Annotated in this window: 10 protein-coding genes; 8 read left to right on the plus strand and 2 right to left on the minus strand. The window is 50.1% G+C overall.

Annotated elements, in window-relative coordinates; translation table 11 throughout:
• Positions 1-77: 77 nt before the first annotated feature.
• The gene (locus ACYVHB_RS26985) at positions 78-6641 is read left to right on the plus strand and encodes a sigma 54-interacting transcriptional regulator (RefSeq protein WP_461055000.1); all 6564 of its coding nucleotides are present in this window, start codon (positions 78-80) and stop codon (positions 6639-6641) included.
• 154 nt (positions 6642-6795) lie between these two features.
• The gene (locus ACYVHB_RS26990) at positions 6796-7185 is read left to right on the plus strand and encodes a hypothetical protein (protein WP_461055001.1); all 390 of its coding nucleotides are present in this window, start codon (positions 6796-6798) and stop codon (positions 7183-7185) included.
• 58 nt (positions 7186-7243) lie between these two features.
• On the opposite strand, the gene ACYVHB_RS26995 is transcribed toward ACYVHB_RS26990, so the two are convergent.
• Together ACYVHB_RS26995 and ACYVHB_RS27000 are read right to left on the minus strand one after the other, a co-directional pair.
• Positions 7244-7534, minus strand: coding sequence for a putative quinol monooxygenase (locus tag ACYVHB_RS26995; protein ID WP_461055002.1), 291 nt, complete (start codon positions 7532-7534; stop codon positions 7244-7246).
• 208 nt (positions 7535-7742) lie between these two features.
• Positions 7743-8060, minus strand: coding sequence for a hypothetical protein (locus ACYVHB_RS27000; RefSeq protein WP_461055003.1), 318 nt, complete (start codon positions 8058-8060; stop codon positions 7743-7745).
• Positions 8061-8904: 844 nt separating this feature from the next.
• On the opposite strand from ACYVHB_RS27000, the gene ACYVHB_RS27005 reads away from it, so the two are divergent.
• From ACYVHB_RS27005 to ACYVHB_RS27030, 6 genes are all read left to right on the plus strand, one after another.
• Positions 8905-9489, plus strand: coding sequence for a DsbA family protein (locus ACYVHB_RS27005; protein WP_461055004.1), 585 nt, complete (start codon positions 8905-8907; stop codon positions 9487-9489).
• A 238-nt stretch (positions 9490-9727) separates the two neighbouring features.
• Positions 9728-9982, plus strand: a complete 255-nt coding sequence (locus tag ACYVHB_RS27010) for a hypothetical protein (RefSeq protein WP_461055005.1) — start codon at positions 9728-9730, stop codon at positions 9980-9982.
• 646 nt (positions 9983-10628) lie between these two features.
• Positions 10629-11252: an adenylate/guanylate cyclase domain-containing protein gene (locus ACYVHB_RS27015; protein ID WP_461055006.1), complete on the plus strand. Its 624-nt coding sequence runs from the start codon at positions 10629-10631 to the stop codon at positions 11250-11252.
• A gap of 284 nt (positions 11253-11536) precedes the next feature.
• Positions 11537-12778, plus strand: coding sequence for a Pycsar system effector family protein (locus ACYVHB_RS27020; RefSeq protein ID WP_461055007.1), 1242 nt, complete (start codon positions 11537-11539; stop codon positions 12776-12778).
• A 225-nt stretch (positions 12779-13003) separates the two neighbouring features.
• On the plus strand, positions 13004-14302 hold the full coding sequence (locus ACYVHB_RS27025; RefSeq protein ID WP_461055008.1) for a TolC family protein: 1299 nt from the start codon (positions 13004-13006) through the stop codon (positions 14300-14302).
• A gap of 44 nt (positions 14303-14346) precedes the next feature.
• A complete protein-coding gene (locus ACYVHB_RS27030) occupies positions 14347-15474 on the plus strand; it encodes an efflux RND transporter periplasmic adaptor subunit (protein WP_461055009.1) in 1128 nt (375 codons plus the stop codon).
• Positions 15475-15530 lie beyond the last annotated feature (56 nt).

The following is a 15530-nucleotide window of genomic DNA, read 5'->3' on the forward strand; positions in this document are numbered from 1 at the left end:
GATCACAGAAGAATATGCCTGTTTTCGCTTAGAGAAGCCTAAACCAAATTGGATTCAACCTTGTAGGCAGGATTGACATGGACACGCAGCAATTACAAACACTACTGGAAGTCAGTAAGGCAATCACTACGGTTCGCGATCGTAAGCAATTGCTTAACGTGATCTACCAAACAATCAAAACCGTTTTTCCCTACGATAATGCGGGGCTGTTTGTACTCGATAAAACGGGGCGTTTTTTTACGGAGATCCTCGATAAGGACGTGTTACCTGATTTAGTACAAAACCAGTTAACGCAAGCCAATCTATCCGGGCCTTTTGATTACCACGGACACCCGCCAGCCTCATGGTTCTACGCCCAATCCCCGGTGATTTGCTCATTGGCTGACCAGTCTAATCTGTATTCCACTGATTCGCCGGAACGGGCCATCTACTCCATTGCATTAGACCAGGGGTTACGGCAAATGATTGGGGGACCCCTGGTCTGTAACGACCAGAAGATCGGCTTTATCGCGTTCAACTCTTCCCAGGAGAATGCCTACACCGAAGCCGATACTCCGTTTTTCAACGCCATTACCGACCAGTTGGCTTTAGCCGTGGCTAATATTGTAGCCAATGAGGAGATTCTCCAGCGCGAGCGGGAGAGGGACGTTTTACTAAAGATAACTCAGGCACTCGAACAGCCAACGCTTTTGGCACCCGACGAAACGTCTCTGTTGCTGGCCGTCAGCCGGGCCATTGCTACCATCCGTGACCGGAAAGAACTCTTGGCCACCATCTTTGAGCAGATCAAACCTATCATCCCGGTAGACGATACCGGTATACTGGTATTGGATTCAACCGGGCAGTATTGGCAGGACTGGACCAGCGTGGATGATTATCAGCAAACTCAAGCCTCAGCCATGCTTCAACAGTTGGGCTACGATCAGTGGCTACCGATGGATCGGTTTGGAGAGTACACGTTGACCCATACGGGCATCATGACTGTAGCCCACTTCAAGGAACACTACCCCGAGCATCCCTTCGGGCCGGTGATGTGGGAAGTGGGCCTGCGGGAGATGCTGTATACTCCACTGGTGAACGGAGGGCGGAAGTTAGGAGTACTGTTTTTTGATGCCGAGCAGGAAGGCACTTATACAGAACAGCATGTGAGGTTGTTTAAACCCATCGCCGATCTGATTGCTGCGGCTGTCCATAACATTCTGGCCAACGAGGAAATTCTGGAACGCAAGCAGGAGAAAACCAAACTATTAGCCATCAGCGAAGCCATCACGATGGCCCGGACACCTCGGCAGTTTCTCCGGCTGGTCTATGAGCGGGTTCAACTCCTGTTTCCTTTCGACGATGCGGGTTTGTTTACGTTGGACACCACAGGCCAGTACCACCGCGACTGGGTAATCGATTACGAAGCTACTGATCCAAGTGAGAACTTTACTCGCGCCGGGATAACGGGGTACATCCCCCATGCCAACACGCCGATAGCCGCTATGATGGCCGCACCCACAGCGGCTCTTTATTCATTTGATGACATTACGGCTCAGTACCCTGGCCATCCGCAAGAAGAGCAAATGCGCCAGATGGGCTTCAAGCATCTTATTGCCGGGCCGTTGCTACAAGGAGGAGAGACCATCGGCTTGCTTTGTTTTTTGTCTAAGCAAGCGGATTATTATTCTGAAAGTCAGTTACCACTTTTTAGGGCCATTTCCAATCAACTAACACCCATAGTGGCCAATATTCTGGCCAACGAAGAAATTCTGGAGCGCGAACGGGAGAAGACGCTACTGCTTTCTATCAGTGGGGCCATTTCGTCAACGCGGAATGCCGAAGAGTTACTGGCAGTCATTCGGGAAAAGGTTCAGCAACTGATTCCCTTCTACGATACGGGAATTATTATCGTAGAAGAAGGCGGTCAATACCACTATGATTTGGCTGTAACGATTCAGGGATGGGACCCAACCGAAGCCAATAGACAATTATATGAAGCTGGTCTGCACCGTATCCACCATCCGGGTTCCTACATCGCCCACGTGATGGAGTTAATTGACGAAGCGCACGGGCCAATTATTGACGATTATGAAAAAAGCTATCAGCAATTTGACTACGTGTTCTTTCCCGTTCTAAAAAAACTGGGCTACAAAGAGGGAATCATTGCTGAACTTAAATCGGGGGGGAAAGTTATTGGCACATTTTGGCTCAATTCACTGGAAAAGGGCCTCTTTAATGAGAAACAGTTTCCATTATTTCAGGCAGTAGCCGATCAGGTGGCTGTCGCAGTAGCCAACATTCTGGCCAACGAGGAGATTCTGGAGCGGGAGCGGGAGAAGTCAGTTTTACTCTCCATTAGTGAAGCCATCGCTTCGGCTCGTAACGCGGTAGAGCTATTGACTGTTATCCGGCAGAAGGCCCAGCAGTTGATTCCGTTTTACGACACAGGCATCTTGATTGTGGAAGCCGACGGTCAGTTTCATTTCGACTTAGCCGTCAATCTGTCAGGTTGGGATGAATCCGATGGTAACCGGCAGCTACGCGCGGCTGGTTACCATCGGATTCCCCATTCGGAATCCTACGTTGCCTACGTTATGGACCTAATTGATGCAGCAAGAGGTCCGATTATCGAAGATTACCAGTTGCGATACGAAGAATTTGATTATCCATTTTTTAGCGTTGGTAGAGAGTTAGGCTACAAAGAGGCCATTGTTACGTCCTTAAAGTCAGGCGGTAATGTGTTAGGTACGTTCTGGCTTAATAGTTTACAGAAAAGCCAATTTAAGCCTCAACAGTTTGAGATTTTCCAAGCACTGGCCGATCAGGTGGCCGTAGCGGTGGCCAACATTCTGGCTAACGAGGAGATTCTGCAACGCGAGCAAGAGAAGTCGGTTTTGCTCAGTATCAGCACTGCCATTGCCACTATTAATGACAAACACAGACTACTTAAGCTGATCTTTGAGCAGGTACGCCCGTTATTCGGCTTCGACGATGTTGGTTTAAGTATTCTGGAAAAAGATGGGCAGCATTTCAATGACTGGGCGACACAATTCACCGATACACTGCCGCTTGATATTGCGGCTAAGCAATTGGTTAAGCACCGATTCCCTTATGCCGGTTCCTTGATTGAACAGGCAGTTCATGACGTGATAACGGCGGGGCATCCTTTGGTATATAACCTCACCGCTGAATTAGCCGAGCAGTGGCCCTATAGCCGGGACTTCCTGTTAATTGAAATGGCCGACTCGCAAAAAGAAGCGTTAGTTACTACACTTCGGACAGGAGGGAAATTGCTGGGTTTATTTAATATAAACACGAAGCAGGTCGGCCATTTTTCAAGAACAAACCAGCATATTTTTCAGGCTGTGGCCGATCAGGTAGCGGTGGCGGTCTCCAATATTCTGGCGAATGAGGAGATTCTGGAACGCGAGCAGGAGAAGTCGGTTTTGCTCTCTCTGAGTGAAGATATGGCCACGATCCGGGACCGAAATGACCTCTGGCGGGTAATGATGTCGAAAGTTAAACCGTTGGTTGGATTCAACGATGCAGTGGTTGGGATTTATACCAATAACGGCACTACCTGTAATCATATCCTCACGGTTTCTCCTGCGGAACGAATCAACAATCCTCATTATGCCCAGGTGGTCGATACCGATGTTCCCATCGTAGGCTCACCCATTGAGTACCCGCTTACAAAACCTAAACACTATATCTTTCCGCTTGAGGAGTTAATAAACTTGTATGGCCGGATTCCGGTGCTGCTCTTGATGGCCGAAACAGGACTAACAAATACGTGGCACATTAAACTGAATTGGGCCGGGCAAAACATTGGGTTTGTTCATTTTCACTTTACCCATAAAGACCAGATTCGGGAGTCTCAACATCATCTGATTAATTCGATAGCCGACCAAGTGGCAGTGGCCGTGGCCAATATCCTGGCTAAAGAGGAGATTCTGGAGCGGGAGCGGGAAAAGACGCTATTACTAAACATCAGTAATTCCATTGCTAAGATCAATCACAAGGCAGACCTCTTAAAAAGTATCAACGAGTTGCTGTGGCCCCTCTTTCACCATGATGATGCCTGTTTCTGCGTAGTGGATAAAGAGAAAGAATACTTTACGGATTACTATAATCTGTACTCAGCGGAAATACTGAACTCACCCGAAGCCCCTGACAGGAAGGGCGTTATCTACAAGCAGATTTACAAAAAGAATGATCCAAGACTGCCCTTTCCTGGCTCTTTCGTAGAATATGCCATGAAGGAGTCCCCGGCCGTGGGCAGGCTGGAAGACATTATACCCTTAACCGTCCATGCTGGGCTAATAAAATCAGATATCGAAGCGGGACTGGTGTATTATCTCAGTTCGCCATTAAACGTGGGGGGCAAAAGTTTGGGCTTGTTTATGCTTGATTTTAAAGAGCAAAATAAGCCAGCCGCCACCTCGCTCCATTTATTTTCTCAAATCGCGGAAATGATGGCCATCGCGATGGCCAATATCATGGCCAATGAGGAAATTGTGGAGCGGGAACGGGAAAAGAGTCACTTATTGGAGATTAGTCAGGCGATTGCACAGGTGCAGAACACCAAACAACTGCTTCGAATCATATACGAGCACATCAAGCCCGTGTTTCCTTATGACAATGCCGGGTTGTATGTCTTCGATCAGGCTGGAGAAAACTATTGGGGACTACTCGATACGGAGGTACTGCCGGACGAAACACAAATCGAGTTAGAGAAGGCCAATCTGTTGGGGCCATACGCCTACAAAGGGCACCATCCTGATTTGTGGGGGTACGCCGAAACCGCAGCTATTTATTCCCGGCCGACTCAAGGCCTGCTGTTTGCCGAAGGCTCAAAAGAGCGGATCGCTAACGACATCATCGTGGCCAGTGGGCTTAAACAGATGATTGGCGGCCCCCTTTATTGCGCAGGCCGGAAAATAGGCTTGCTGTGCTTTAATGCCAAACAGGCAGACTTTTATACCGCTAAACACATACCCTTATACAACGCCATTGCGGATCAAATTTCGGTAGCGTTGGCTAACATCGTGGCTAATGAGGAAACCCTCAAGCGGGAGCACGAGAAGGCCCTGGAACTGGGTGTAATCAAGGCGTTGACCGACGGGTATAACTGGGAACAAAAAATGCTGGCGTTGGCCCGGGCCATTCAGCCATACGTCCCGTTTGACTACGTCACCTTGGGTCTGGTAACGGAGGGTCAAAGCCGCCACAGCTATACGTTTTACCAAACCGGCTACGATGAGTACGAGACCCTGCATCCAGCCGAGTTGGTCAGGTTGTGCGGCCTCAGTCCCGAGCGTTACCACAAACTGAGTCAGCCGATAGACGTCTCGCGCTCATTACGGCTAAACGGGACCGAATTTGAGCATTTCTGCCGACAGGATGAGCTAAAACGGATCATTTCCCAGACTTTCCGGCTTCAATCCCACTTGGTGATACCCATACCGATGACGCAGAACGGTTGCCTGCTGCTTTCATTTTACTGCCGCCAAACCGATGCCTACCTGGACTTTCACCTGGATCTGCTGAGTAAACTCCGGCAATCCATCGCCCTGACGCTCGACCGGCTGCTGGCTTACGAGGAGGTGGAGGCTCTTTCCAAACAACTGCAACAGGAAAATACCTACCTGCAGGAAGAAGTCCGAACAAATTACTCGTTCGAGGCTATCGTTGGTACCAGTCAGGCCATAAGTGATGTTTTTCAGAAAGTTAGCTTAGTAGGGCCCATGACTTCGACCGTGCTGATTTTGGGTGAAACCGGCACGGGTAAAGAACTCGTAGCCCGGGCCATTCACCAGTCTTCGCCCCGCAAGGCCAAACCCATGATCAAGGTCAACTGCGCAGCCCTGCCCGCTCAACTCATCGAGTCTGAGCTGTTTGGTCACGAGCGGGGCGCGTTCACCGGTGCCATTGAACGTAGAATTGGCAAATTTGAGTTAGCCCATGAAAGCACCATTTTTCTCGATGAGATCGGCGAATTACCCCTGGAACTGCAAGCCAAGCTCCTGCGGGCTATTCAGGAAAGGGAGATCGAACGGTTAGGCTCCAATAAGGTGATTCAGGTTGACGTGCGGGTGCTGGCGGCCACCAACCGGAATCTGGAAAAGGAAGTGGCCGACGGTCGGTTCCGTTCGGACCTTTACTTCCGGCTCAACGTGTACCCCATTAAGTTGCCACCCCTGCGCGAGCGCCGGGAAGATATTCCCCTGCTGGCGATTCACTTCAGTCAGAAGCTGACCAAAAAATTGGGTAAGCCCATCAATGGTCTGTCCAACGGAGCTATCAAAGAAATGCAATCCTATCATTGGCCGGGTAACATTCGGGAGCTGGAACACGTCATCGAGCGAGGTGCCATTGAGTCAGTGGGCGGTACGATCAGGAGTTTGGCATTACTTAAAAAGCCGGAGGATATACCATCCGTGCCGACCAGCCCTGCCTTCCAGATTAAATCCTACGCCGACGGCGAACGGGAACTGCTCATCAATACGCTCCGGTACTGCAATGGCCGCATCCGCGGGGCAGGCGGAGCCGCTGAGATCCTGAACGTGAAAGCCACTACGCTGGAAGCACGGATGAAAAAGTTAGGCATAAAACGGGAGTTTTTTATTGCCGATTCAGCCAACCCACCAACCGCTTAACACGCTCTATTATACTGGAGAACGCCAATTCATCCGGGTCAACGAATGGAGTGACGACAGGTGACTTAGCTGTGGTACGGCCCGGGTTATCGGTAGACGGAGGTTTTGGCGTTGGTAGGAAGTTTGCAAAGCTTATGCAAAACAGGCTGAACCCATGCAAAACAATAACTCAAATCCGTATGTATCTACTGAGTGTGAATGGCTGGCTGTGCGGGATGATTACCAGGATTGGTACCAGTTTTTTTCCCTGATCAGCATTCAATTTAACACCATCTGCCGCTTGGTGACTGTGACGAGTTCGCTGGAAGATTCACCCGAGGCCCGGCAATCCGCCCAGCAATGGCAGGCCTCGCTGACCCGTTACCGCGCTCACCTCACCGACACCACGCATACCCTGCAGCGAGCATTGAACGAATTAGAAGCGGACGAGCATTCAGAGCGAGTAAACTGGCTGGTATACATTCACCCAATCGTCAAATGCCACATGACGCGTTTTGCGAATGGGATGGACGCGTTATTGTCCGAATTGGAAAACCCTGAATGACCACTGATAGCAGAAGCCGCGCTGATTCGATTCCGGCGGCACAAACAAGGCTTTGACCCTACTCTGACAAGGTGGTAAACTGGCGAATCAGGGGTGTACTCGTTAACAGAGATTGGGCATCCTCGATGAACGACTTAAAATGAGGCTGTTGATAGTGGTTTTCCAGTGCTGCCAGATTCTGCCATTCTTCCAGTAATAGAAAAACATCCGGTTGGTCGGCCTTGTGGTAAAGGGTACAGCCGAAACCGCCTGGTTCGAGTTTTGATTGATGGATTAATGCGGTAGTCAGCTTGGTCAGCTTTTTCTGACAACCTGGCTTTACGTTTAGGGTGGCGGTTACTAAAATCATAACGTATATCCTTAAAATAGTTGTCTCTCAGTCCACTACGTTTTACTGTGCCCAAACGGTACCTGGTCGTCGACAGTTACGTAAGTAAGCTGATGGGTGCCGTTTAGTTTTTACCAGGTTGGTGACGCGTCAAGCAGGTTGCGCCTGGGCCTGACGTACCTTGTCCATTAGGCCCAGGCCAATTAAGGTATAGCCGTAGCCAACCTCTTCAAGGAAGCGCTGGTTGAGCGCAATGCGGGTATGGCGCAGGGTAAGCGGGGGGGGGAGTTGCTCCCCCGGGCCAGAGAACTAACTTAGGGAGCAACTCAGCAGCGGGTAGTGCTTCGTTTACTACGCCGAACTCCTGGGCCTGCCGGGCGGTCAGCACCCGACCGCTTAACAAGAAGTACTCACCGCGCACGACGCCGAGTGCTTCCTGCCAGACCACTTGTGCGATACCGCTGATGACCATCCGGGCCGCGGGCAGGTCGTTTCGCATAACGGCCTGATAGGTAGCTTTTACAATTGCCAGATTTGATGTAAGCATAGGCATTCGGGAGTATAGTAATTAGTTATGGCAGCTAAAGAGTCCTATTAATCATGCAACTAATTACACGCTGACTACGTGGACACGTAGAGCAATTGAATGAGAGAATACCGGGATACAAGTTAGCTATCAAGGCCAGTGCCAAGGGGAGAAGAAGACGGATAGTTACGCTGCTAAACCCTGTTTGAAGGCTGTAGCAGCGTAATTGTGATAGAGGAGAGTTTGATAAATAGAACCGGGAGCAAGTGCATTCTATTATGTTGGAGTCGCTATTCCGGCTTTATCCAATATAATGGGCCCGCACCATATGGAAACGATCAGCTAAATGACCTGTTAAATTTCTCGTTTTAATAAAGCGGCTACGTAACCCGCTCAGACAACCGTCCCGAAAGCTGCTTTTTAGGCCAAATTCTGAACTTCCTTTTATCATCGAGACAGGGTTTGACCAACGCTCAAAATGGCCCAAACGAAACTGTTCATATCGAAACATTCACCATGTCATGACTGATGTCCTTTACAATTAACCGTGTGGGCAAGTTGTGGTGATAGGCGTATTGCACTGATCATTTATTCGACGTAATGCTTCTTACTAATCCTGAACAATCAAAAAAATGGTGCATAAAGGCTATTATCTCTACTGAATATTTTGGAGAAGCACAGAATAGCCGTGTAAAATTTTGGAGTTGCCTCCTGGCACTTCTATGTTGCTTGAGCTAATAAGTGTTTTTTATGGCCGCAGGACCGTATACGACTTGTTTTCTTTACGTTTTCTAACCTGGCATTCAATTTGGCATACTGTATTGGTAACCTGGGCAACTATCTGAAGTTATAGATACCCTAAGCCATGAGCAGTAACGACCCCAATAATTTTACCCATAGGCATGACTCAACTACGCTCGAATTGGTCGAGTATGGTGATTTTACGTGTCCACGTTGTCAGTCGTTCCGCAAGGTACTGGCAACGATCCTGCCAATATTCGAGGGAGTAGTGCATTATACCTTTCGTTGCTTTCCAAACCTACTTCATCCCCAAGCATTTATGTTGGCGACGGCGACGGAGGCTGCTCGGCGGCAGGGCAAGCACTGGATCATGCACCAGGCTCTGTTTACTCATGCTTCTACTATATCGCTTCATTCACTGTCGGGTCTTGCCTTAGCGCTGGGACTTAAACTGGAACCATTTCTGGACGATCTTCATGATGAAAGGGTGAAACAAGTCGTATGGTCATCCATAGAACAGGGACGCTTGGATGGTGTAGTCAGGACCCCCACGCTGTTTTTGGGAACTCACCGATTACATGGTAAACTAACGCAGGCGCGGCTGCTGCCGCTCATTCGCCAGCACGTGAATCGTGCGACCAGTCAAGTCTTGGGAACGGTGGATACCGAACGGGGCCTGATTCGATGGTCCAGCTCCGACTATCAGTAGTAAACCAATTACGTTGAACTACTCATTGCCAATTTAACTGCGCCAAGTTTGATGGAGTAGAATTGGTCGGGCAGATGCGCCAATCCAGTTGTTCCTTAATGTGATCGGATACTGAAGCAGATTGTAATCGCTGCTTACCCGCTGGTGCCAATGTATACCCAGACGCGTGAGCCAGAATATACGTCGAAGAGTTAGCGAGGGACGTTTTTTAAAACTGTAACCTTTAATTAAAGAATATATGAATCGCTACATGTTTGCCTTTACTTGGTTAAGTAACCCCGATCCACAGATAGCGCCTGCCGAACACGAGCAGGTAGTACAACTTATCGCTGAGAAACGGATGGAACAAATGTTTCTGGCTCAGGACCGCTCAAGAGGATGGTTAGTGATGCTGGGTGAGACAGCAGAGGACGCTACCAATTCCGTTAATACACTGCCTTTCTCGCCAATCATGCAACTGGACCTGACCCCCTTAATCCAAAAATACCCCTGATTATTTAGAACCGAATTTACATGCACGAATGTCAAAGCAAATTCTGGCGTTATAAATTATTCGCTATGCTCAAGTTAATATTCTCTGACAAAACGAACTGACTAATCCGACGAAGGTTCTCGCACCTTTTAGTTGAAAAATTACGCCCCTGTTCATTGGAAGACTTTTGACGCATCCTATGGGTAAGCAATTGTTGGAGTTGCCTCATAGCTTTCGCTACTGGGGCATTCGATACGTAACCGTACTCGGGTTGTGTAGTCTGACCCTAATCCTGTTCATGTTGAGCAAATATGGCTTGGAGTTGTCTCTCGTGGTCGTAGCCATTTGGGGAAGTGTTTACACGGCCGGCTTAATTATACTAACTGAATGGGTCGTTGAGTATTTCAAACGCCCCTTGTTTCGGCGTCGGTACACGTGGTTGGGTTTTATAGGATCACCACTCTTTCAATTTGTCGCAGTAACGATTGGGTTGCTGGCCTACCAGGTTCTTAATCACTTTCTGCCAAACTGGCTCTCAGCATCACGATTACGGTTACTGCCCTCCGTTGAAACGGGTGGATCGCCGAATTGGCTACTAGCAAGTGGTGTCGTGTTACTGTGCGTAAACTTAATGGATAGCCTGACTCAACGACTGGGCTGGCGCAATATGACTAACATCCTGACGGGATACTATTGGAAGCCCCGGCTTAAGCAGGTCGTCTTTCTATTTATGGACCTGAATCAGTCGACCCGTTTTGCTGAACAGTTGGGCGAATTGACCTACAGCGCCCTAATGCAGGATTTTTTTTATCTGATGGGTAAACCAATCGAGCAGACTGGTGGAGAGGTGTATCAATACGTGGGGGACGAAATTGTAATTACATGGCCGGTGGTGGATGGATTCAACTTCAATAGGTGTATTACCTGTTATCAGCGCATTTGGCTGGCAGTCAGGCAACGGGAAGCCGATTTCCTTAAAGCGTACGGCGTTTTGCCGCAGTTTAAAGCAGGTATGCATACTGGAGCGGCAGTGATGGCCGAAGTCGGGCGGTACAAATCGGACATTGCCTACCACGGCGATAGCATCAATGTAGCAGCCCGGATAATGACCCTTAGTACCGAGCAACAGTACAACCTGGTCATAACTGACGCCATGGAGCAGCTTCTAACTCCTGATCCGGCATTTCAGATAAAAGCGTTGGGGGAGGTTGTCCTTCGGGGTCGCCAACACCCGATGCATTTATTTGCTGTTCACCAGCTATCTACCTTACCGACACGATCTTGTTCATGAAATTAGATCTATTGTTACTATTCGTGTTCATCAAATCAGTCAAGCTCAATACACATACACTGGTCAGCTCCGGAGCCGATCCAGTCATAGAGGCAAGTCCGTCTGACATTACAAAACGGGCTCCGGTGTCTCAGTTAGATGCTACAACCATCAGCGTTATAGTCATGCAGAACGGTGATGGTTATCCTTTCTCGCTTACTCGGCATCGATTTGTGTCCCTGCCTATTCTATTGTCTTTGCGTTACAGCTTATGATTTATTCACGTCAGACGTTAACCACCCTATATGCACGCGACCAAAGAAACTCTCCGACTGGCGGCAGCGCACGCCACCGAATTAATCACACGGGTATCGCCCGCCGACTTTCCCTATCACACCCTCGATCACACCCTGGGTGTGATCGATATGGTCCGCGAGATTGGCAAAGCGAGTGATTGGAGTAAACGGGAGTTGATCACGGTGAGCCTGGCGGCCTGGTTTCACGATACAGGCGTGCCCCAGACACCGACTAACCCACAAGAAGCCAGCGGACAGGTTGCCCGCGATTTTCTGATCCAGCACGAGGTGGACCCTGAACAGATCGAGCTTGTAGTCGCTTGCATCCGGGCGACCCGCCTGCCCCAATCGCCCCAGGACGATTTGGCAAAGGCGCTGTGCGATGCGGATCTGGCTCATTTGGGCAAAAAAGACTTTTTCGAGCGAACCGAATTGCTCCGGCAAGAACAGGAAATTCAGCAGGGGTATTGCATTACGCCAACAGAGTGGGAGGAACGTGACATTCACCTGCTTCGTGACCATACTTACTTTACCAATTACGGCCGGGACGAACTGGCACCCCGTCAGAAGAAGAATTTGGAACAACTCCTTTTCAACCGGGAGCGCATCAAACCCTACCTCAGGCAGCTGAAACAACTTACGAAAGAAAATGGACGGCTGGTAAGTAAACTCGACGAGGAACGCGGTAAGCAGAACAAGGGTATCGAAACCATGTTTCGAACCATGTCGCGCAACCATATTGAGTTGTCGAACATTGCCGATAATAAAGCCAACATCATGATCTCAATCAATGCCATCATCATTTCTCTGATGGTATCAGTGGTGATTCGTAAGTTCGATGAGTTTCCCAACTTGATTATCCCAACGGCCCTGTTGACGCTGGTTTGCACAATAACTATCATATACGCAGTGCTGGCCACTCGCCCGACAGTTACACACGGCACGTTTACAATGGAAGATGTCCAGGCCGGCCGAACAAATCTTCTGTTTTTCGGAAATTTTCATAATATGACCCGAGAAGCCTACCAAGAGGGCATTCATGGACTGCTGGAAAACGCGGACCTTCTGTATCATCACCTGACCAACGATGTCTATTATTTAGGCCTGGTTTTAGCCCACAAGTACCGGCTCATTCGAATTTCATACACAGTGTTTATGTATGGGTTTGCGCTCACGGTGCTGGCCTACGTGATTGCGGTAAGCTGGCAGCCCTTCGCCCAACCCATAGTGGCTGGCCGTATCCAGCCATAAAGATCAGATATACCTGTGCTATCCACCGGTCGGCAGTTATACTCATAGTAAGTAGATTGCGCATTGATGAATGGTTGAAAGACCGAAACGGTACCAAAGGGAAGTCTACTTATTCTCAACTTTATCGACAGCCTGACGGTTACAGTAGAGCCTATCCATAAGGCTGTTGCCCGTTATTACGTTATGAAAAATAGATGCTTTATCTGCTGCACTGGCTTGTTTGCAATGCTCTCTGGTGTCAGCCTGGCGCAGAAAACACCCGATGCATTAGCGCAGCAGGCGCAGCTACCCGATTGTATTCAGTATGCATTGGAAAATCAGCCGACCGTTCGGCAGCTATTAATCGACCAGGAGATAGCGGATCGTACCGTGCGTTCGACGCTGGCGGCCTGGTATCCACAGCTTAACGCGGGCTACAACGTACTGCACTACCTCAAGCTGCCCGTAACGCTCATTCCCGACGCAGCCACGGGCGAACGGCGGCCGGTAACGCTGGGGGCTAAAAACACCTCGACCGTCTCGTTCTCCCTTTCTCAGGCCGTGTTCAACCGCGACGTGCTACTGGCCAGCCGGACGGCCGATGCGTACCGGGTGCAGGCTACGCAGGCAACCATCGACAATAAAATTGATGTGGTTGTGAACGTTAGCAAAGCCTTCTACGATGTGATCCTGACCCAGAAACAGGCCGACGTTCTGACCGAAGACATTGCCCGGCTGCAGCGTAGTTTGCAGGACGCTACCAATCAATATCAGAGTGGCGTAGTGGACAATACGGACCCGCAACGGGCCCGTATTGCCCTTAACAACACAGTTGCCCAGCGGAAGCAGTTTCAGGATCTGGTCGGAGCCAAACAGCAAGTGCTTAAACAGTTAATGGGCTACCCGCCTAACAGTCCCATCAACCTGACGTACGACACGCTGCAATTGGTTAACGATGCTGTTTTAGACACGGTGCAGTTGGTCAATCCACTTAACCGCATCGAATACCAGTTGTTACAAACGCAGGGGCGGCTGCTGGACGCCAACGTGCGCTACAACCGGTGGGCGTATTTGCCGACGGTGAACGCCAACGCGAATTACAACCTGTTTTATCAGAACAATAGCTTTTCGCAGCTGTACGGCCAGAATTTCCCGAACTCGCTGGTTGGTTTGTCGGTGGCGTTACCCATTTTTCAGGGCGGCAGGCGGGTGCAGCAGACAAAAATTGCGGAGCTACAGGTCAGGCGACTCCAGTGGGATTTAGCCGGGCTAACGAGTGCCATCGACGCCGAATACGCCCAGGCATTGGCAACCTACAAGGGCAACCTGGCTATCTACCGGGCACTACGTGAGAACCTGATGCTGGCGCAGGATGTCTACCGGGTTATTAACCTGCAGTACCGCTCCGGCGTGAAGGCATTCCTGGAAGTTTCCATTGCCGAGGCTGACCTCAGAACGGCCCGTCTCAACGTATTTAACGCGCTCAATCAACTACTGGTGAGTAAGTTGGATGTGCAGCGGGCGTTGGGCGAAATTCGATTTTAACTATGCTCCCGGACTATAGATCGGGGTATACACGCATACACACAATGAAGAAACACATTAAATCTGGTTTCATCGCGGGCATCGCACTCATGCTGACTGCCTGTGGCGATAAGCAGGACGAGCAACAGCAGGCCCCACCACCGCCCACGCCGGTCACCGCGGTGAAAGCGACAAAGGGTAACGCTACCTATTATGACGAGTTTCCGGCGACGGTAACCGCCCTGCGCGAAGTTGAGATTCAGCCGCAGGTGGCAGGTAACATTACGGGCATCTTCTTTCAGGATGGGCAGCGCGTCAGAAAAGGGCAGAAACTGTACACCATCGACGCCCAGCAGTACCGCGCCGGCTATGATCAGGCGGTGGCGAACCTGAACGTGCAGAAAGCAAATCTTAACCGTGCTCAGAAAGATGCCGACCGCTACAACACGCTGGCCGGGCAGGATGCCATCGCCCGGCAGGTGGTCGACAACGCATCGGCCACGCTCGAAGCATCTCGGATGCAGGTCGAAGCGGCTCAGGCCAACATCCGGCAGGTAGCCACGAATCTGAAATACACGACGATCTACGCCCCGCTCGCCGGCACCATTGGTATTTCGCAGGTGCGGATTGGGGCGGCTGTGGCGCCCGGTTCGGTACCGCTCAACACGATTTCGTCCGACAGCCCGATTGCGGCCGATGTGCAAGTCGATGAATCTGAAATTCCTCGCTTTTTAAAATTGCAGAGTCAAAAAAATATCGTGCGTGATTCAACTTTCGTGCTGGCACTGACCGGTGGTAGTCGCTATAAATACCCCGGTTCGGTTCGCATTGTCGACCGCGCCATCGACCCCCAAACGGGTACGCTCCGGGTCCGAATCGCCTTTCCTAACCCCGATAAGCAATTGAAAGTCGGCATGAACGGCAACGTGCGGGTGAGAAACAGCACCAACCAGCCCGAACTGCTGATTCCGTACCAGGCCGTGACGGAGCAGATGAGCGAATACTTTGTGTTTGTCGTGGGTGACAGCAGCAAAGTGACTCAGAAAAAGGTGACGCTCGGTGCGCGGATCAACGAGAAAGTAATCGTCAAAAATGGACTGAAAGAAGGCGAGGTCGTCGTGACAGAAGGAACCCAAAAGATAAAGGAAGGGGCTAAGGTGAAGGTAAACCTCAATCAGCAAACCGGTAAATGAGTGGAAGAGCGCCAGTTGCGTAGCCTGTCCACTCGTTCGCTCGTTCACTTTCTCAT

This window comes from Spirosoma arcticum (assembly GCF_054779955.1).